Here is an 18935-nt window from a genome sequence, read left to right on the forward strand (position 1 = left end):
AAGTCTTCTGAAGACCCCAGAGAGACTATCTGGTTGATAGGATGCAGGTGTAAGCACAGCGATGTGTTCAGCCGAGCATTACTAATAGGTCGTGAGGCTTGACCATATTCTCATCTCCGTTTACAATACGGATACTTCATTAAAGACGCTCCGGTCGTGCAGCAGAAAATGCTCTAACGGCCCTTGTTGATAACTTAGTATAAAATACTGGTGGCCATAGTGGAGAGGCAATACCCGTTCCCATACCGAACACGGAAGTCAAGCTCTCTTACGCCGATGATACTGCTCTTCAGCGGGAAAGTAGGTAGCTGCCAGTTTTTTATTTTAACAGCAAAGCTGTTAAAATAAAAAAAACTAAGCAGGCACGAAGTGACTGCGACTTTTTTTTCTTTTAAGATCCAATTGGAAGCTTCCATTACTACATGGGAGCTTTTTCTTTTAACTGTAGTATGCCTCCGGCGGGAGCGTGGAGCCACGCCGAAGGCGACCACCGCAACGAAGTGAGGAGGTTGGAGCGGGAGCGGAATGGCGGAAGGCGACTGGTAAGTTTACCCTCGCCTAAATATCATTATAAAACCCATCTAATAATCTTGTGGGACCGGGGGGCAATCGGACCATTTGACATTCCAGTTAGAGGCATATGAGATATTTTCTGTTTCCTGATTAAAATAAAAACAATGTATAAGACCATCTCCGGCGCATTCTTCATCGACATTTATTCTCAAATTGTTGGGATCATCCTGAAAATGATATATGACATAATTTTGTTCTTCACAGTACTTTTCTATTTTGGAAACAAGCCTTTGAGTTTTTATTTCATGAATATATATGTAGCGGGTAGAGTCCTTTTCCCAGTCTTCCTTATTGCAATTGGTGTAAATTATATATTTCTTATTGGGAGTAACAGTTGCATATTGAGCTGGAAAATTCTTTACTTTCACTGTGGGGATAATAGTTCCTTCTTCCACATTATATACGTACAAAATATTATTTGTTCTGTTAACGAAGCAAATATAGGGATACCATTGATCAGACCAGCTTGTTGAAGTTGCTAAATAACAATCTTCGAAGGTGCAATATTTTTTATCTGAATTGTAGTTATATAAATAAAATGACTTTTTGTCTTCTGTTTCATCTGAGCTGATGGAATAACCGTATTTATCTTTTGTAATGGAAATTGTTTTTGGCGATGAAAGATAGCCTCCGAAGCACCAGCCTTCAATTTTATCGTTTTTGACTTTTATCCAGTTTGATTTTATGTTGTCTATTTCATCTTCTTTGCCAATTTCTGTTATTTGGACTTTTTCTCCTGCTAGTAATTGGCCGATTTTTTGAGAATTCAAATCCTGGGAATTCCGTATCCGGAGATTGCATTCTGCGTAAACAGTTACACCTTTATTGAAGATGGTATCTGTGTTGTGGATTTCGCCGCCCAGCAAAACAAAATGGCTTTCCTGTGAGTAAAGCAGAGTAGTAAAAATTAGCAGAATGCCTGCAAAAAGTGTTTTTTTCATTTTTTTTCCAATAATACGAAAGAGTTTGTGTTTAGACATTTTCCTTTTCATTATAGCATAATATATTAAATTGAATATGATTTTTAATCTTCACGTGAAAGTCCGTATAAGTCTAGGCCTTTCATTTTTTCGTGGTATAAGTGGCACTTAAAATCATTTAGGGAAAATTTGTAATTGAGACCAAGACATTTTGAATTCAGAATTTGTAATATTAAATCTTTTATTTTTTCGATAGAGAAGGATACATATTTATTATAATCTTTTTCATTTTTGAGAAGTAATGAATACTCTATTTCTGAGTCACAGAAAATATGCCGGAATTTTGGAAGTCCAAGACATTCGAGTTTCGTATGGATTTCATCTTTGGAATTATAGGCAATTTTATATTTTGTATCTGTTTCGACGCAGCTGAAAAAAACATAGCCTATTTTCGTGTCGTAAGAATCAAGACTTTTATATTTTCTTAATAAAGAATTCCATATGCTTTTTATTTCTTTTGTGTATGGAAATACGTCATCCCAGTTTTCATATATTGGATCAAGATTTAATTTTTGATACTCGGTTTTACTTGAAATGTGGATTTTTAATATAGAACAATCTCTGTTCTTCTTTTGGATATGTGATTCCTGGCTGTTTTTATATTCTATTTTTTCAATATCTGTCAAATAAGGGGAAGCAGATTGTCTGAATTCATCGAGCATTTGATTAGTAACTTCGAAACTGTTCATTTTTTATAAGACTCCAGATAATAAAATTATAATATAGATTTTGAAATTTTGGGAATGTGATTATTTGATTGTAGTTTGCAGCAGGCTGGAGAAACGGAGGGGTCGTACGCGGCAAGCCGCGTACTAAACGTTAGCGAAATCGGAGTTGCGACTGGGAACGGCGACTCGCCTATAGGCTTTTAAAAATTTATAGGATATTTTCGAGTCGCCTGCCTTTCGCTGGCACGAAAGGCTAGAAATTGTAATAGAAGTGAAAGACTCGCCTGAAAAAAAAGGCTCTCCTCATATGAAAGAGAGCCTTGATGGATTTGAGATACTTTTTTATTTACTAGAGAGCTAAGTCGCCGTCTTTAATCCAGCCGAGGTTGCGGAAGAGGAGTCCGAATGCCCATGAAAGGAGGCCTGGCAAAACGAAGCAGATTAAGAGGAGACCGATCCAGCTGAAGGCTGTTGGGGAGATGGCGCTGGCGCCGTGGGTGATGGCAGCATCACTTGGACAATACCAGCCGCTAACTACGCCAATCTGTCCTACGAGTCCGCATGTTCCCATTCCTGAGCTTACTGCAGGGCCGTTCATTTCCATTTTGAAGAGGCAGGTTGAAAGAGGGCCTGTGATTACTGATGTCAAAATTGCAGGCAGCCATACTTTTGGATTTTTGATGATGTTTGGCATCTGTAGCATACTTGTTCCCAATCCCTGAGAGAGGAGTCCGCCCCATTTGTTTTCACGGAAACTGAGAACGGCAAAACCTACCATCTGAGCGCAACAGCCTGCCACTGCGGCACCACCGGCAAGTCCTGTGAGTCCGAATGCGGCGCAGATTGCGGCTGAACTGATTGGAAGTGTGAGTGCAACTCCGATTACAACGGCTACGATGATTCCCATTACGAAAGGACGGAGTTTTGTTGCCCATACTACAAGGTGTCCGATTGAAGCGGCTGCGGCTCCGATGTGTTTTGCGAATAAAACTGTAAGAAGTGAGCCGACCAGGATTGTAACAGCTGGAGTTACGATGATATCTACCTTTGTTTTTTTGCTTACAAGGTTACCGAGTTCTGCTGAAATGATTGCGATGAATAAAACTGCGAGTGGTCCACCTGCTCCGCCTGTTACGTTTGCGGCTGCTCCTACTGCAACTAAAGAGAAAAGTACAAGGGCTGGAAGCTGCATTGCATAGCCGATTCCGACTGCCATTGCGGCGCCTACTACGTGTGGTTCTGCGGCAAATGAACCTGCTGCAACCAGGAAGCTGAAGAAACTGTTGTCGCCAAGGCGAAGCAGCTGCTGTCCGAGTGTTTTGATGATTGTACCGATAAGCAGGGATGCAAAAAGACCCTGCGCCATTCCGCTCATCGCGTCGATGAGGTAACGTTTAGCGTATTTGTTCATACGTCTGTCTCCTGAAGCGGGCATAGTTATCCCGCTAAAAAAGTTTAAAAATGTAATTTGGATGTGATTTTGTGTCAGCCTGAAACTGACCGGCAGGATGTGTATTACGCTGTGCACCGTGGTGTCGCAGGTAAATCAGGACGCTATGGACTCTGACAATGTTCATTCCTAACGTATTTTCTTAGAAAATATTACAAAAGATTTGAAATCTTTGCAAGTTGGGGGGGCGGGGCGTCGCCTGGGCTGGCGTCCTTGTATCAGAAAATCGGGTTGAAGAGTTTGAAAGAAGGATTGTGGCTGTAAGGCTCGTCAATCTGGATGAAGGCGGCGTCTACCACCGCCGGCGTAATCGTAAGAATTGCAAAGCTTGGCGGATAATTTCCGCGCGGGCGGTTACAGCTTCCCGGATTGAGGATTTTTACATTGTGCTCGCTTTCTGTCGTAAAATATGGCAGATGGGTGTGGCCGTATAGGGCAATCTTACAATATTCAGCGTCGGCCCTCATTGTCAGCGGGTATAGTGTGAAATTTACGTTTTCATTGTGACCGTGGCAGATGTAAATGTTCTTGCCGGCAGCAGTCAGCACCTGGTGAGGCGGCATTTTGCTTGAAATGCTTTTTTTAGGAAGAATTTTGTATGTTGAAGGGTCGCAGTTTCCCTGAACGTAGGCGATTACAGGGGAAATTGCTGAACGGATTTCTTCAGAAGTTTCTGCTTCTTCAAGCAGGTGGGCAAGGTCGCTTGAGCCGTCGCCGCAAAAGGCTATGGCGTCGCAGCCCGGACCGTACTGCATTACAATATTCTTGAAGATTTCTGAGTTTCCGTGAGAGTCAGAAAGTACGAGGACTCTGGCAGACTCTTTTTTTGAAAGCTCTTCTATGGCCTGGGGGCTTCCTATCAGTCTGTTCTGATTTTCTATAATTTCTATCATAAACTCTCTCTTTACTTCTATTCGATTACAAAATGGTTGATTGACTTAAGGCCAGATTCCGGGTCTGTGTAATTATGGAACTTGCGTTTCTGGGTGATTTTTTCCAGATGATATAAAATATCAGGATAATCTGCAAATGAAAAATCGCAGAGAATTGTGTGTTCTATAAAGTTGAAAATCAGTTTTTTTGTATCTTCGCTGACGGTTTTTGTGCCTTCTTCCGCCTTCAGCTCGTCCGTAATATCAGTATTCTGAGTTTTATCTATTATAAAGTCGCAGGTTGATTCAATTCCAAGTGTATCATCCTGAGGATAAAGGGCAACAACAGGGAAAGGCACTTCCTGATTCCACAAATCCTGATTGCGGGCCAGGGCAAGGTGAGAATGTTCCGGGGCGCCTAAAAGAAGAATTCCGCCGAATTCAATTTCAGGGTCTGAGAGGATGTTGAAAAGCTCTGTTGCGTAGGAACGGCCGCCTCGCTTAAAGTCATCAGGGAAGCGGAGAGGATAAATGATTCCCCCTTCTTCATAAAGTCCGTAATTCTGCTCGAGTTTTCCCATGATTTCATTTTCAAAATCTTCGGAATTAAAATCGTAGCCGAAAAGCACAAGGATTTTTTTGTTTGAGAAGGTATGTGAATGAGGAATTTCCTGGATTTCTGAAATATTTGATGAAGAAAGCTGAATATCAAGTGAATTTGGAGACGGTTCTTCTGCCTTTCTGCTGCATGAAGTAATGGCGGAAAGTGCCAGTAAAATGAAAGCAGTAGATTTCAGTTTTTTACTTAATTTTTCTTTCATGCGCCATATTTTAACGAATTTAGCCTAAACATGAAAGTATTTGCATAAAAAGTAGAAAAATTTTCTATTATATGGTAGATTGCTTTTATCATGGCGTTAATAACTCCTTTATTGGCATTAATTGGTAGTTTGGGCTTCCTTCTTTACGGTATGAAGCTTATGAGCGACGGTATTCAGAAGAGCGCTGGCGAGCGAATGCAGCGAACTCTCAGTCTTGTTACAGGAAACCGTTTTACAGCCCTTTTGACAGGTATGTTTATTACTATGGTGATTCAGTCATCTGGTGCTACTACTGTCATGGTTGTTACCTTTATCAATGCCGGGCTTCTTACACTTGCCCAGTCGGTTGGTGTAATTTTTGGTGCAAACATCGGTACTACAATTACGGCCTGGATTGTTGCAATCTTCGGTTTTAATTTTAAGATTTCTGCGGTGGCTCTGCCTCTTGTCGGAATCGGCTACTTTGTTTCAATCGTAAAAAAAGCAAAATATGCAAATATAGCCCAGGCTTTGATGGGATTTGGAATGCTGTTCATGGGATTGAGCGGACTTTCCGAAGTCTTTACCCCGGAGCAGCTGGGCTTTTTATTTGTAATAAAAGGTGAAGGCGTAATTTCAATTTTAGTGGGCTTTGTAATTGGTATTTTTATTACAGCCATGCTTCACTCTTCATCAGCTTTTTCTGCAATCGTAATTACAATGGCTTACAACGGCCTTGTTTCCTGGGAACTTGCAGCGGCTATGACTTTGGGAAGTAACATCGGTTCTACAATCGATGCTGTTCTTGCCGCAATGGGAACAAATGCTGATGCCCGCCGTTCAGCCCTTGTTCACGTACTTTTCAACGTGTTCGGCACAATTCTTGCCCTGATGTTCTTCCATCCGTTCCTGGATTTGATTATGTTCGTAACTCCGGGCGGAGAACATTCTAACATTGCAATCCGCATTTCAGTTTTGCATACAGTTTTCAAGCTGCTTTCTACTATCGTATTCCTTCCTTTTACAAATCAGCTTGTTCGCCTTACCCAGCTTATGATAAAGGACGACAAGGAAGGGGAGAAAAAAGAATTCAGACTGGAATTTATCGAGACAATCGGAAAGGACAATTTTGCAACTCATATTATCCGCGCAGAAAAAGCTGTCAGCGATATGTGCGATGTAGTTTCAGTTATGTTTGACCGCATTCAGATTGGCGTTACTAAGCGTGATTCAGATTATGAAAATCATTATATGATTGCCGAGCAGGAAGAAGATTATGTTGACCAGATGCACGAGCAGATTACCCACTATCTGATTAAGTGCAGCGGTCTTCAGATTACTGAAAAACAGCGTAATCACGTTTCAATTATGCTTCAGATTGTTGATGAGCTTGAGAACATGAGCGATAACTGCTACACAACAATTATGCTTATTCAGCGCAGTATAGAAAAGAAGATGAAATTCCAGTCAAGCGACATGGAAAGAATGCTTCCGTATGTTGAGCTGGCACGCCAGTTCCTTCAGTTCATTCACATCAATATCAACAAGCAGATTACCCAGGAAAAACTGGAACTTGCCCGAGAGCTGGAAGACGGCATTGATGCATTCAGAAAAGACCTGAAAAAGGTTGCAAGAAAGCGTCTTGAAAATGGTGCTGACGTTAAATCCGAGCTTCTGTATATTGATATGGTTCGCCAGATTGAAAAGATTGGAGACAACTGCTTTAACATTTCCGAGGCGCTTACAGCTTCATAATTGCTTCTGACACAAATATAAAAGAAATTTTTTAAAAAATTAAAAACCTGTGTTACACTTAACAGTATGATGAAATTACTGGAAGAAGCAATAATTTATGCAACTGTTTTGCATCAGGGAAAAATTCGAAAGTTCAGGAATATTCCATATATCCTGCATCCTATGGAAGTGGCGCAGATTCTTTCTACGCTGACTGATGATCAGGATATTATCACTGCCGGAATCCTTCACGACATTGTTGAAGATACAGACGGAACTCTGGGTGAAATTGAAAAACGCTTTGGAGAACGCGTTGCATTTCTTGTATCCTCGGAATCTGAAAAACGCGAGCCTGGCGAAGACGAAACTGAAAGCTGGGAAAGACGTAAAGAATCATCAATTCAAGTATTAAAGAACAGTACTGATATGGGCGTCAGAATGCTCTGGCTGGCGGATAAGCTTTCTAATATCCGTTCGCTTGCCCAGGTTTATGCAGAGCAGGGTGATGCCATGTGGGAAAGACTGCATCAGAAGGATCCTGCAAGACACCGCTGGTATTACCAGAGCATTGCGGAAACTCTGGAACTTTCCCTCAATAAAACCGGTGCTTTTAAGGAGTTTATTACATACATAAACTTTATCTGGCCGGGAACCTTTGATTCAGAAAAAGCAAAATACAGAAAATACCGCGAAGTTTCTGTTGAAGGCTGCAAGCAGCTTGGTCGCGGCGCTAAGGGTGAAGTTTACCGATACGACGATGAACTTGTCATTAAGGTTTACAATGAAAACAATACCTATCGTGATGTAGAAAAGGAAATTGCTTCCAGCCGAAAGGCCTTTATCCTGGGAATTCCAACAGCAATTTCATTCGGTATTGTGTCTGTAGGTGACCGTTACGGGGCAATGTTCGAACTTATGGATTCGCAGACTGTTTCTCAGCTGATTGCTCGTGCTCCTGGACATCTGGATCATTATGCGGGAATCATGGCAGACCTTGCCAATACAATTCACGCAATTGAAGTGGATGAAAATGAATTCCCGTCTGTTTCAGTCAGACTTCTGGACTATGTAAATGGTGGTATTGCGCGAGAAAACACTGAGCTTGCTGATAAGTGCAGAAAGCTTATTGAAAATCTTCCTGAGCGAAACACAATTCTTCACGGAGATTTCCATACAAATAATGTCTTTATACAGAAGGGAGAACCTCTTCTGATTGATATGGACAGACTTTCTCACGGTCATCCGATTGGAGATATCAGCGACATGTACTACTTCTATGTGGTTCTTGGTGAAGATGATGTTCCTAATGTTGAAAAATTCATGGGATTTTCATACGAGAACATGAAGAAATTCTTCAATCTCTTTTTGAAAAAGTACCTTAAAACAGATGATGAAAAGGTTATAAACGATGTAATTGATAAGGCTGCGCTTTTAAGTTACGTCCGTCTTATAAACAAGTGTCACAAAAAGGGAAATCCAAACAGCAAAGAGCAGAAAATTATTGAGCGTTGTATTGGAAACATTACGGCTCTTACAAAAAAGCTCGACAGGCTGGATTTTTAAGGGCTTCTGCTTTTTATAAAAAAATTTGCGTGATACTTTTTGCTGTGTTACAATAATTTAGAATAAAAACTATTTGTTTTATATATAGAAATATAGAAGGAACAACAAAGGAGGACTTCATTATGACTATTACAAAGAATCAGGAAGGCGAAAAGCTGACTATTGCTCTTCAGGGGCGCTTGGACACGGTTACTTCACCTGAGCTCGAATCAGAGTTAAAAACCGCATTGGACGGCGCAAAAGAATTGATTATGGATTTCACAAAACTGGAATACATTTCATCTGCAGGACTTCGTGTTCTCTTGTCTGCTCATAAAAAAATGGACGGAAAGGGAGGAAAGATGAAACTTACTAACATCAACGAAATGGTTCGCGAAGTACTGGATGTAACTGGCTTTATGAACGTTCTTAACGTTGAATAGAATTTTTATAAATTCAGATTTACATCTTGCAGGAGGAAAAGAACTATGAAATCAGATGTTATCGTTGTAAACAGCCAGGGAAATGGCTTTACAACCGCTCTTGAAACAGCTAAAAATACAGCAAAATATGAAGGTCTTTCAAAAAAGAGTTCTCTTCATGTTCAGTTGATTACTGAAGAAATGCTCAGTCTTGCCAGCATTGTAACTGGCGCAGACAGTGTTTCATTCTGGATTGAAAAAGAAGGTGATAAATTTGCCTTCCATCTTTCAGCAAAAACAGTAATGAATCAGGAAAAGAAGGCAGAACTGCTTGCTTCAGCTACATCTCGCAAGAATGAAGCTGCAAAGAGCTTCCTTGGTAAACTTCGCGATGCCTTTGAAAATGCTATGCTTGCAGATCCTGATCATTCTGAAGATATTCCGGAAGATGTTATGGGCGACCTTGCAAACCATGAAATTTCTGATACTGAATATGATGGATACGAGCGCTCTGTACTTTGCCGCCTTGCCGATGAAATTAAAGTTGGGATCCGCGGCGGAATGGTAGATATGACTGTTCTTAAAAAGATGGAATAGAATAGCAGACTGCTGTTAAATGAAAAAGCCATGACCGAAAAAAGTCATGGCTTTCTTTTTTTTATTAGCCACAGATAAACACAGATGGACGCAGATATAAAAATCTGTGCAAATCTGTGTCCCATCTGTGGCTATTATTTTCGTTTTGTTGATATTACAAAACAGGTTTCATTGATGTCATGTACGCATGGCACGGGCGTAATGCAACTTACAATTGGCAGTTATCGTTCCCGTGCCTTAACCTGTTCTTACAGAACAGGTTTCATAGATGTCATATAAGCTCTTAACTTGCGGCCTACAACCTCGATTGGGTGGTTGCGGATTTCTGCGTTTACTGCAACGAGTTCTGTGTTGTTTACGCAGTTGTCTTTAACATCAAGACCCTTACCGATAACGTCTGTATGAAGTTTTGGCATAAGGTCTTTTGCCATCATTGGAGCTGCAACACGGCTGAAGAGGTAACATCCGTACTCAGCAGTATCAGAAATTACGCGGTTCATTTCGTAAAGACGTTTGCGGTCGATGAGGTTTGCAATAAGAGGAACTTCGTGGAGTGATTCGTAGTAAGCAGATTCTTCCTTAATACCGGCATCAACCATTGTTTCAAATGCAAGTTCACAACCAGCTTTAACCATAGCAACCATCAAAATACCCTTGTCAAAGTATTCCTGTTCTGTGATTTCATCAGCTGCTTCTTTTGTTGATTCAAATGGAAGCTTACCTGTGTCTTCGCGCCATGTGAGAAGGTCTTTGTCACCAGCTGCCCAGTCTTTCATCATTGTGCTGGAGAATTTTCCAGAAATGATGTCGTCCATGTGCTTCTGATAAAGTGGAGCAAGGAGCTTTTTGATATCTTTAGAAAGCTGATTAGCCTTGATTTTTGCAGGGTTAGAAAGACGGTCCATCATGTTAGTAATTCCACCCCATTTGAGGGCTTCAGAAATTACGTTCCAGCCGTGCATCAAAAGCTTTGTAGCATATTCAGGGCTGATTCCTTCAGAAACCATCTTGTCAAAACAAACGATTGTTCCTGCCTGCAGCATACCGCAGAGGATTGTCTGTTCGCCCATAAGGTCAGATTTAACTTCTGCAACAAAAGAAGATTCAAGAACTCCGGCTTTGCTTCCGCCCATACCTACAGCAAGAGCTTTTGCCATTGCCCAGCCCTTTCCTTCAGGGTCGTTTGCAGGGTGTACGGCGATAAGGTCAGGTACACCAAAGCCGCGCTGGAATTCGTGCCAAACTTCTGTACCAGGTCCTTTTGGAGCACACATGATAACTGTGATATCAGGACGGATTTCCATTCCTTCTTCAATCATGTTGAATCCGTGGCTGTACCAGAGTGCAGAACCCTTCTTCATCTTTTTCATAACTTCTGTGATTACAGGAGTGTGCTGTTTATCTGGAGTAAGGTTTCCAACCAAATCAGCTGTTGGAATCATTTCATCATAAGTTCCAACTTTGAAACCGTTTTCTGTAGCGTTTTTCCAAGACTGGCGTTTTTCTGTAATAGCCGATTCACGGAGTGCGTAAGATACGTCCAATCCTGAGTCACGAAGACACATACCCTGGTTGAGACCCTGAGCACCGCAACCAACGATAACGATTTTCTTTCCTTTAAGTGCGTTTACACCGTCAGCAAACTCATCTTTGCTCATAGAACGGCAGTGACCAAGCTGCAGGCGAGCTTCGCGCCAAGGAATTGCGTTGAAATAGTTGTTTCCCATTTTTTATACCTCTGTATTAAAAAGTTTTTACGATTCTTATTATAGGTGTGAAAGTGTATTGCGTAAAGTGAATTATTTAACATCTAATATTGCAAAATATGCAATAATTTAAAATACAGCTGCCTTTTGCTTGCACTCTTTTTTAATCAATTCTTTTCCGATATATTAAATATATGAAAACAAAAACAACAGTTCTCATTTTTTTACTTATTACGCTTGGACTTGCGGGATTTTTCTTCTATTCTAAATACTTTATTCGTAAATCAGAACATTCTTATACACGCTCAAAAGTTATAAATACCTTCACTGGTGACGATGTTCAGCAGGAAAACGTTAAGCTTCCTTCTGCAAGTGAAAATGAAAAGTATGAAACTTTCGTTCCTCTTTTGCCGGGCGAAACTTTAATTGGGGCTCTTACAGTAGATATTAATAACGACGGCTACGATGACGAACTTATTGTTGTCCGCAAAACTTCTTCTCCTTATTTATGGATTGTTCCCGGCGTTTACAATGCCAGCACACATGAGTATGACCGCTATGATGAAATCAAGACCATGTTTACCCGCACAAGAACTTTTTCTTACAGCGCAATGGATATAATCGGAGACCACAAAAACTCCATCATTTATCAGGGTGTGGATGACAGCGGTAATTACGTAATGCAGATTTATAATCTCAAAGTCAGCCCGATGGGAACCCCTTCAATCGTAAATATCGGTGATTTTTCTTCTGACGGAACTGTCTTTATTCAGCAGACTGAACGCTCGGAAAATTACGAACTTGGCATTGCCCGCGGTGAAAGTTTTTCTGTGTGGGTTTATAAATCTGAGCAGCCTGATGCAACTCCTTCTGTAAATGACGGGAAAAAGCCTGCTCATTCTCAGCCAAATCAGATTCAGCAGGAATATAAGTGGAATCCTTATACTCAGCATTATGAGCTTGCCCAGCAGATTAAGGTTAATGCCAGCAGAATCATGGCTAAGGAGCTTTCAAAAATTCAGGACGGCACTGTTGAGTCTTTTGCAGCCTTTTTGAACGGGCTCTGGTATAAGACATCAAATGATGACGGAAATATCCGCTATCTTTATTTTAATTACAACAATCGTGAAATCATCCATCTTTTCCATGATACTCAGGAAGTTTACCAGTGGGATGACAGCAAACTTCGTCATAACGGAATTTATCTTACAACCGTAAACTCTGATATTATGACTCTGCACCGCCGCTTTGATATTTCTCTGTTAAATACTGATGAAATCAGAGTCACAATCCGCGATGACATCAATCTTCTTATTAAAGAAAGTACCACCTGGGATGGAAATTATAAGAAGCTGAGCATTCAGAATTCCTTTGAAGACGCAAAAGCCGCAGTATATATGGATACTTTTTACTCGGAACTTAAAAAATCTGATGAGTGGAAATCTGCTGACGGACAGTTTGTCTTGACCTTTAAGGATTCTGCCTTTGAAATCAAGAACGGACAGACTGCAGAAAGCGGAGTTTATTCTATTTTACAGGCCGGAAATGACATCGTTCTTCAGCTTTTGCCGGATAATCCTCTTTCTGTCATGAATGAATTCTATACAATTTCATTTGGCACAAAAATTGTTACAGAAACAGTAAAAAAGAAGGAAGTTGAAAAATCTCTTCCTGACTATGACAAAATAATCCTGATACCTGTAAAAATGACTCCGACAGACTGTTTCCCTCTGGAGGGAAGGTCTTTCCAGCTTAGCAGGGGTAATTAAATTTACTATTGAGTAATAAGGCTCTTTTCTGCTATAATCTTTGAACATTTAAAGAGATATAAGGAGCTTTAAGAAAATGAGTAAGCAGAAACTTGATGCAAAAACTCGCACAACAACTGGTAAAACAGCTGCTAAAAATCTTCGCAAAGAAGGACGTATCCCTGCTGTAGTTTACAATGACAAAGGTGAAGCTACATCAATCGACGTTAGCGAAGTAGAATTCAACAAAATCTGGAGAAACATCACTCCAACAACTTCTATCACACTTGCAGTTGATGGAAAAGACAGCCTTGCTTTGATTAAAGATGTTGAATACAACATCCGCACAGACAAAGTACTTCACGCAGATTTCTTTGTTCCAGCTGCAGATCAGAAACTTGTTTCTAAAATTAAGGTTCACTACACAGGTACTCCTGCTGGTGTTCTTAAGGGTGGTTTCAAGAAAGAACGCAACAACGAAATCAAAATCAAATGTACTATCGGTGATCTTCCAGAGACAATCACAGCTGATGTTTCAGGAATCAACGTTAGCGAAGCTTTGCGCGTAAAAGATTTGAAAGTTGGAAAGAACATCGAAGTTCTTACAGATGCAGAACTTCCATTGGTAACTGTTTCACCAGCTCGTTAATCTTTTCTAAAATTGATTTTTAGGCCAGAATACAATAAGTATTCTGGCTTTTTTTTATGACTGAATTTGATAATAAAGTTTTTGACAGCTTAAAAAAACTCGGCGTGGATTTTTCTGCGGACTTACGGCTGGGAGCTGCGGTTTCAGGCGGCGCTGATTCTGTCTGCCTGCTGCTTTCCTTGTGCGCCATTAGCCGGGAGTATGGATTTAAGCTTTTTGTTGTCAACGTAAACCATAACCTGCGGGAAGCAGGCGAAACTGACGGAGATTCTGCTTTTGTGCGTGATTTATGCGCCCGTCTTTCCGGGGCAGGCTTTGACCTGGACTTTACCGGCGAAGTTATTCCTCGCGGCAAGCTTGAAAAAATTGCATTGGAACGTGGTGGCGGCATTGAAGATGCGGCCCGCTCAGAACGCTATAGAATTTTTGAATCTGTAATAGAATCTCAATCCCTTGATTATTTATGTTTAGCTCACAATCAGAATGACCTTCTGGAAACCGCCTTGATGCGCTTTTTGCAGGGCAGCTTTACAGAAAATTACGCAATTCCTGCTAAACGCGGCAAGTTCCTTCGTCCTCTTCTTAGTATCAGCCGGACAGAAATTGAAGGCTATCTGCGTGCCGCGGGACAGGACTGGCGGACAGATTCTACCAACGCCGACGATTCCTTCCTGCGTAATAACATCCGCCTGAATTTAATGCCCCTTCTGGATGAAAAGTTTGCGGGCTGGAAGAGCTCTGTTTTGAATGGGCTGGAAAAGTTTGCAATGGATGCAGACTTGATTGGCGGGCTGGCAGACGAGACTCTTTCCCAAGAAGAATTGTCTGCCGGAAAAATCAGCCTTGCAAAGTTTAAGTCATTCTCCCGCGCCCTGCAGTTCCGCATCCTTTACAGGCTTTGCAATAAAATTGACAGCGCAAACCGCATCCCTTTTGCCTTTTTTAAAGACATTTTGAAGTCTCTTTCGGACGGCGGCTTTTCCGTTAAAACCTATAAAAATATCGAAATTTCCTGTAAAAACTCCTATATAACTGTAAAAAAGAGCGTTAAAAACCATACTGATTTCACTTTTTCTGTTATAATAGAAAAGACTGGAACTTATCAGTTTGATTTTGGTCAGCTTGATTTTTCTTCGGGCGTAGAGGGGGATATTTCACTTTCTCTGAATCAGGAAAAGCTTGCTGATAAACTCAAACTGCCGCTTTTATTGCGAACTTTTCTTCCTGGCGATGAAATTGAATGCAGTGACGGTTCAATGAAAAAAGTTTCAGATGTTTTTTCCAGCTGGCACGTTCCGGAAGAGGAAAGAACAAGAATCCCTGTCGTGCAGGAGATTCAGTCAAAAAATCAGAAGCTTTGCTGTATCATTGGCCAGGTTCTGGGGTTTGATAATTGGATTGTAAAATGAAAAAGTATATTTCTGTATTAATTACGCTTATTTTTGGTGCAGCTCTGTTTGCTCAGAATTCTGCAGATGTGGCAAACCGGGCTACTGCAATGCGTTGTCTCAAAATTGCCGAAAACTGTCTTGTCGGCAATGATTTTCAGAATGCAAATAATCAGGCGGAGCTTGGCCTTTCTTATGATGATTCAATCTCCGATTTGTTCTATATAAAAGCCGCTGCAAACCTTCGGCTGGGAAATACAAAGGCTTCTGTCATTAAGATTCTTTCTGAAGCTTTTGAAAAAAATAACTGGGTGGAATATATGGAAACCGGGGCCCGCATTTTATATGCCGACCTTCTTTCTGACCGCGGTGACTATGATAAATCAATGGAAATTCTTGATTCGGAACCCTTTATTTATTCTGCCGATGCTGAATTTATCAGAATTAAAAATGAATACAGAAGCGGAACTGAAGATTCAATAGGCCGCGCAAGAAATAAAATCAATGCTGCCCGCCGCATCTATGCTTCTGACCTTCGTTTTATGCAGTGCTTCTTTTATTTTGAGGCGGCATATAAACTTGATGCGATTGCTCATAATACAGAATACAAAACTCCTGAAATTGTTCAGACAATAGCAGACGCTTATCTGCTTCATCTTCCTGACTATTCCGGAAAAAATCAGGAACTGGAACTGATGGCTTCTTTCTTTGCGGAAGGCGACTTAAAAAACAGGCTTATTCGTGCTATTGATGCCAAAAATATGAGCATTCAGCCCCTGCTTGCTGTTGCAGTTCTCTATCACGAACTTTACAAGGAAGAGGATGCCCTGAACTTGTTTTTTGAAACTTCAGGAAACAAAATCAACATGAATCTTCTGGAGTGTATGGCTGCCCTGGTTAAAACTGATGAAGCAAAATTCACTCTTGCAGAACGCCTTACAAATATCGAATGCACAATTCTGATTGATGAAGATTTTGATTTACAGAATGAAATTGAAGTAATCTACAAAAATGGCCGACCTGAGTCCCTGTCTTACACAAAGCATAATGACGGCGTAACAGATGTTAAGGCTGCCTGCGACTTAGGCGCAGTAGATTCCCTGCTTTTGAGCGACCGCGTTCAGATTGGTTACTACGAATATCCGGAAGTAAAGGAAATCTATGTTGATAAGGATAATCCAAAAGAAATCTATTTTGAGTTTTTAAGAAAGAATTACAATTATTCTCTTCTTGAAATGAAAAAGCATCCTCTTCTGGAAACTTATGGAGTTGATTTTTATATTCCAAAAATTAACGTTGCCTATGAATTCCCGGGCCTTGAAGATGTAAGAAAAGCCTGTTCCCGTTTGAAATTCTATATTTCAGAAAGAGAAGGCGGCTATGTCGTTTACAATATGTTTGAAGGTCAGCCTGTTGAAGCTGTTTTCTATGAAGGCAGCAAGATGTATGCAACCTGTAATTTCAGCGCGGGTCTTCCTTTTGTTCGTTTTGCAGATTATGACGGTGACGGATATTTTGAAACTCAGGAAATTTATGATTTGTACAATCCTGACTTAAACGGTGTTTCCGAGGCTAATAAAAAAATAATTACCGAAGTTTTCAGCCCGATTGCGGGTTCTCAGAATCTCTATCTGAAAAAAGTCCGCATTGACCGTAATGCCAATAAACATTTTGAATTTTCTGAAGAATATGAAGAAAACGGTGATGTTATTACACTATGGGATTCAAATGATGACGGAGTGACTGACTGCAAATATGTAAAATACGCTGCCAAAGATGGCGAGGCTCTGAAGGAATCGACAGTTTATTATGATAAGAAGGGAAATGAAATAATTTCTATGGATTGTCTTGATGATATTCCTGTAAAGCTGATTGAAAATCAGAATCACGAACTGATTATTTATGCCGGCAAATTTGATGAAGTTTACTGGATTGAAAATCAGGGTGATGAAGAGCTTGAATCAAAAGTGCTTGATAAGCTTGGACAGGAATTCGGAAACGAAATTACTCAGGGTAAAAGCTTCCTTTTGCAGCTGGATGAAAACCGGATTTCGGTTATAAGAGTTGGAACAAAATTATTTTTTAGAATTATTCCTGAACAGGGACTGGTAAATGAAAATGAAAATTAATGTGAAATATGCTTTTTTTGCAGCTGGCTTACTGGCTTTAACAGTTTTTACTTCTTGCAGGAGTTTACAGCAGCCTGACAGCGTTGAAGAGCCTATAGATTATTCAAATTATGATGTCGTAGAAGCTGAAATTAAGAGAATCCGCGGCTTTATGGAAGAAGAACCTGTCCGCGCTCTCTGGCGTGCCGAACTCTTGGGGCGGGAAGACGTAAAGGCTGAATGTATTGAAGAAGTTTATAAAAAATTTAAGGTTGCCCTGGTTGATAAAAACTATCTTCTTTCTGAAAAATATTATAAGAGCCTTAAATCGGTCGGACATACCTTTACAAAAATAGAAGAAGAAAAGTTTCAGGCTCTATACCTTGAATCAGTTCCTGGCTTGAACGGAAAGAATTCTAAATCACCTAAGACGGTTTCTGACTGTATGCATGCAACGGTAACTATCTGGGTTGACCGTGGAATTAAGGTTCGTAATGGCGCCGGCTATCCTGACATCATCATCGGTTCGGGCTTTTTTATTGACGAACGCGGATATCTTGTAACAAATCATCACGTTATTGAATCTATGGTTGATTCAAAATATGAAGGCTATTCCCGCCTTTATGTAAAGCTTCTTTCTGATCCTGACACAAAAATCCCTGCAAAGGTTGTAGGATATGATTCTGTTCTTGATCTGGCTTTGCTTAAGGTTGAAATTGAGCCTGATTTTGTACTCAGCCTTGGTTCCAGCAGCGATTTGAGTATCGGTGACAAGGTTAGCGCAATCGGAACTCCAATCGGACTTGAAGGAACCATTACTTCTGGAATTATTTCTTCTGCAGAAAGAAAACTTCAGACAATCGGAAATGTATTCCAGATTGATGCGGCTGTAAACTCAGGAAACAGCGGAGGTCCTTTAATCGACCAGAATATGAAGGTTCAGGCCATTGTTTTTGCAGGAATGCTGCAGTATCAGGGCCTGAACTTTGCAGTTCCTGTAGAATATCTCAAGCAGATTCTTCCTTTTATGTACAGACCGGAGCCTGCTAAGGACGAAGAAAAATCTGATGAAGCGCCGTCTGCCCTTGAAGTAATTCATCCATGGATTTGTGCTTACGGCCACACAATGCGAAACGGCAGCAAAAAAGTTGGACTTGAAGTTCAGTATGTTATGCCGGGCGGATCTGCAGCTCTTGCAGGTCTTACCGCCGGTGATGTAATCACAGAAATTGACGGCCACAAGGTAACTACTCTGGAAGAGTTCCAGACTTATCAGATTTCATCGCAACCGGGAACAATGCTTTCCTGCAAGTATAAAACTAAGGGAAGTGATGGAGATGAAGTTGAAAAATCATGTCTTGTATATTTTGAAGAGCGCCCTGAATCTCCGCTTACTTTGATTTACAAGAGTGATTTTATTGATAATTCCTTTATCCCGATTTATGGTATGTCAGTAACACGCGCTTCTTCGGAAAGCAAAAAGATATATAAAATTACAAAGGTAATCCGGGGAACGGTTGCCGACGAGATGAGTTTTTCAGAAAATGACCAGCTTGGAGTTTATGGGGTTAAATTTGATAACGAAAACAAGTATATTATGACACAGATTTTAATTCAGCGTCGTAAAAAAGGCTTGATTGACGTGGGTATGGTGCTGACTGCCCCTTACGACAACCCTTACTATTTTTAGAGGTTAAT

At 40.7% G+C, this 18935-nt stretch carries 15 protein-coding genes and 2 rRNA genes; 11 read left to right on the top strand and 6 right to left on the bottom strand.

What is annotated here, in order from left to right:
• Window positions 1-106 (top strand): 23S ribosomal RNA (locus T530_RS0111600); the annotation flags it as partial.
• A 100-nt stretch (window positions 107-206) separates the two neighbouring features.
• A 5S ribosomal RNA gene (gene rrf, locus T530_RS0111605) occupies window positions 207-317 on the top strand.
• 264 nt (window positions 318-581) lie between these two features.
• Here the strand turns inward: rrf and T530_RS0111610 are convergent.
• The 5 genes from T530_RS0111610 to T530_RS0111630 form a co-directional block, all read right to left on the bottom strand.
• The gene (locus tag T530_RS0111610) at window positions 582-1514 is read right to left on the bottom strand and encodes an SH3 domain-containing protein (RefSeq protein WP_197018281.1); all 933 of its coding nucleotides are present in this window, start codon (window positions 1512-1514) and stop codon (window positions 582-584) included.
• A gap of 83 nt (window positions 1515-1597) precedes the next feature.
• A complete protein-coding gene (locus tag T530_RS0111615; RefSeq protein WP_027729157.1) occupies window positions 1598-2242 on the bottom strand; it encodes a hypothetical protein in 645 nt (214 codons plus the stop codon).
• A gap of 328 nt (window positions 2243-2570) precedes the next feature.
• The gene (locus T530_RS0111620) at window positions 2571-3632 is read right to left on the bottom strand and encodes a PTS transporter subunit IIC (protein WP_027729158.1); all 1062 of its coding nucleotides are present in this window, start codon (window positions 3630-3632) and stop codon (window positions 2571-2573) included.
• A 257-nt stretch (window positions 3633-3889) separates the two neighbouring features.
• Entirely contained in the window at window positions 3890-4564 is a 675-nt protein-coding gene (locus T530_RS0111625; protein WP_027729159.1) for a YfcE family phosphodiesterase, read from the bottom strand.
• Window positions 4565-4581: 17 nt separating this feature from the next.
• Window positions 4582-5364, bottom strand: a complete 783-nt coding sequence (locus T530_RS0111630) for a hypothetical protein (protein WP_027729160.1) — start codon at window positions 5362-5364, stop codon at window positions 4582-4584.
• Between the two features lie 111 nt (window positions 5365-5475).
• Between T530_RS0111630 and T530_RS0111635 the strand changes: the two genes are divergently transcribed.
• The 4 genes from T530_RS0111635 (at window position 5476) to T530_RS0111650 (ending at window position 9638) form a co-directional block, all read left to right on the top strand.
• The gene (locus tag T530_RS0111635) at window positions 5476-7098 is read left to right on the top strand and encodes a Na/Pi cotransporter family protein (RefSeq protein ID WP_371180464.1); all 1623 of its coding nucleotides are present in this window, start codon (window positions 5476-5478) and stop codon (window positions 7096-7098) included.
• A 66-nt stretch (window positions 7099-7164) separates the two neighbouring features.
• Window positions 7165-8640 carry an HD domain-containing protein gene (locus tag T530_RS14895; protein ID WP_081773733.1) on the top strand — a complete coding sequence of 492 codons (1476 nt, stop codon included), beginning with the start codon at window positions 7165-7167 and terminating at the stop codon, window positions 8638-8640.
• 122 nt (window positions 8641-8762) lie between these two features.
• The gene (locus T530_RS0111645; protein ID WP_027729162.1) at window positions 8763-9062 is read left to right on the top strand and encodes an STAS domain-containing protein; all 300 of its coding nucleotides are present in this window, start codon (window positions 8763-8765) and stop codon (window positions 9060-9062) included.
• Window positions 9063-9107: 45 nt separating this feature from the next.
• Window positions 9108-9638: a hypothetical protein gene (locus T530_RS0111650; protein ID WP_027729163.1), complete on the top strand. Its 531-nt coding sequence runs from the start codon at window positions 9108-9110 to the stop codon at window positions 9636-9638.
• Between the two features lie 248 nt (window positions 9639-9886).
• On the opposite strand, the gene ilvC is transcribed toward T530_RS0111650, so the two are convergent.
• Window positions 9887-11365, bottom strand: a complete 1479-nt coding sequence (ilvC, locus tag T530_RS0111655; RefSeq protein WP_027729164.1) for a ketol-acid reductoisomerase — start codon at window positions 11363-11365, stop codon at window positions 9887-9889.
• Window positions 11366-11538: 173 nt separating this feature from the next.
• On the opposite strand from ilvC, the gene T530_RS0111660 reads away from it, so the two are divergent.
• The 5 genes from T530_RS0111660 to T530_RS0111680 all read left to right on the top strand — a co-directional run bounded on the left by T530_RS0111660 (window position 11539) and on the right by T530_RS0111680 (window position 18927).
• Window positions 11539-13113 (top strand): pallilysin-related adhesin, encoded by a 1575-nt coding sequence (locus T530_RS0111660; protein ID WP_027729165.1) that lies wholly within the window; start codon window positions 11539-11541, stop codon window positions 13111-13113.
• Window positions 13114-13189: 76 nt separating this feature from the next.
• The gene (locus tag T530_RS0111665) at window positions 13190-13741 is read left to right on the top strand and encodes a 50S ribosomal protein L25 (protein WP_027729166.1); all 552 of its coding nucleotides are present in this window, start codon (window positions 13190-13192) and stop codon (window positions 13739-13741) included.
• A gap of 56 nt (window positions 13742-13797) precedes the next feature.
• Window positions 13798-15150: a tRNA lysidine(34) synthetase TilS gene (gene tilS, locus T530_RS14900; protein WP_051537976.1), complete on the top strand. Its 1353-nt coding sequence runs from the start codon at window positions 13798-13800 to the stop codon at window positions 15148-15150.
• Window positions 15147-17258: a hypothetical protein gene (locus T530_RS0111675; RefSeq protein ID WP_027729167.1), complete on the top strand. Its 2112-nt coding sequence runs from the start codon at window positions 15147-15149 to the stop codon at window positions 17256-17258. Before tilS ends, T530_RS0111675 begins: the two co-directional genes overlap by 4 nt.
• The gene (locus T530_RS0111680) at window positions 17242-18927 is read left to right on the top strand and encodes a S1C family serine protease (RefSeq protein WP_027729168.1); all 1686 of its coding nucleotides are present in this window, start codon (window positions 17242-17244) and stop codon (window positions 18925-18927) included. Before T530_RS0111675 ends, T530_RS0111680 begins: the two co-directional genes overlap by 17 nt.
• Window positions 18928-18935: the final 8 nt, after the last annotated feature.

This window comes from Treponema sp. C6A8 (assembly GCF_000619925.1).
Lineage (GTDB): Bacteria > Spirochaetota > Spirochaetia > Treponematales > Treponemataceae > Treponema_D.

Coding starts and splice junctions, on each gene's coding strand:
- T530_RS0111660 (WP_027729165.1), top strand. CDS start 11,539: ATGAAAACAAAAACAACAGTTCTCATTTTTTTACTTATTACGCTTGGA.
- T530_RS0111675 (WP_027729167.1), top strand. CDS start 15,147: ATGAAAAAGTATATTTCTGTATTAATTACGCTTATTTTTGGTGCAGCT.
- T530_RS0111625 (WP_027729159.1), bottom strand. CDS start 4,564: ATGATAGAAATTATAGAAAATCAGAACAGACTGATAGGAAGCCCCCAG.
- T530_RS0111665 (WP_027729166.1), top strand. CDS start 13,190: ATGAGTAAGCAGAAACTTGATGCAAAAACTCGCACAACAACTGGTAAA.
- tilS (WP_051537976.1), top strand. CDS start 13,798: ATGACTGAATTTGATAATAAAGTTTTTGACAGCTTAAAAAAACTCGGC.
- T530_RS14895 (WP_081773733.1), top strand. CDS start 7,165: ATGATGAAATTACTGGAAGAAGCAATAATTTATGCAACTGTTTTGCAT.
- T530_RS0111650 (WP_027729163.1), top strand. CDS start 9,108: ATGAAATCAGATGTTATCGTTGTAAACAGCCAGGGAAATGGCTTTACA.
- ilvC (WP_027729164.1), bottom strand. CDS start 11,365: ATGGGAAACAACTATTTCAACGCAATTCCTTGGCGCGAAGCTCGCCTG.
- T530_RS0111630 (WP_027729160.1), bottom strand. CDS start 5,364: ATGAAAGAAAAATTAAGTAAAAAACTGAAATCTACTGCTTTCATTTTA.
- T530_RS0111615 (WP_027729157.1), bottom strand. CDS start 2,242: ATGAACAGTTTCGAAGTTACTAATCAAATGCTCGATGAATTCAGACAA.
- T530_RS0111620 (WP_027729158.1), bottom strand. CDS start 3,632: ATGAACAAATACGCTAAACGTTACCTCATCGACGCGATGAGCGGAATG.
- T530_RS0111680 (WP_027729168.1), top strand. CDS start 17,242: ATGAAAATGAAAATTAATGTGAAATATGCTTTTTTTGCAGCTGGCTTA.
- T530_RS0111610 (WP_197018281.1), bottom strand. CDS start 1,514: ATGAAAAAAACACTTTTTGCAGGCATTCTGCTAATTTTTACTACTCTG.
- T530_RS0111645 (WP_027729162.1), top strand. CDS start 8,763: ATGACTATTACAAAGAATCAGGAAGGCGAAAAGCTGACTATTGCTCTT.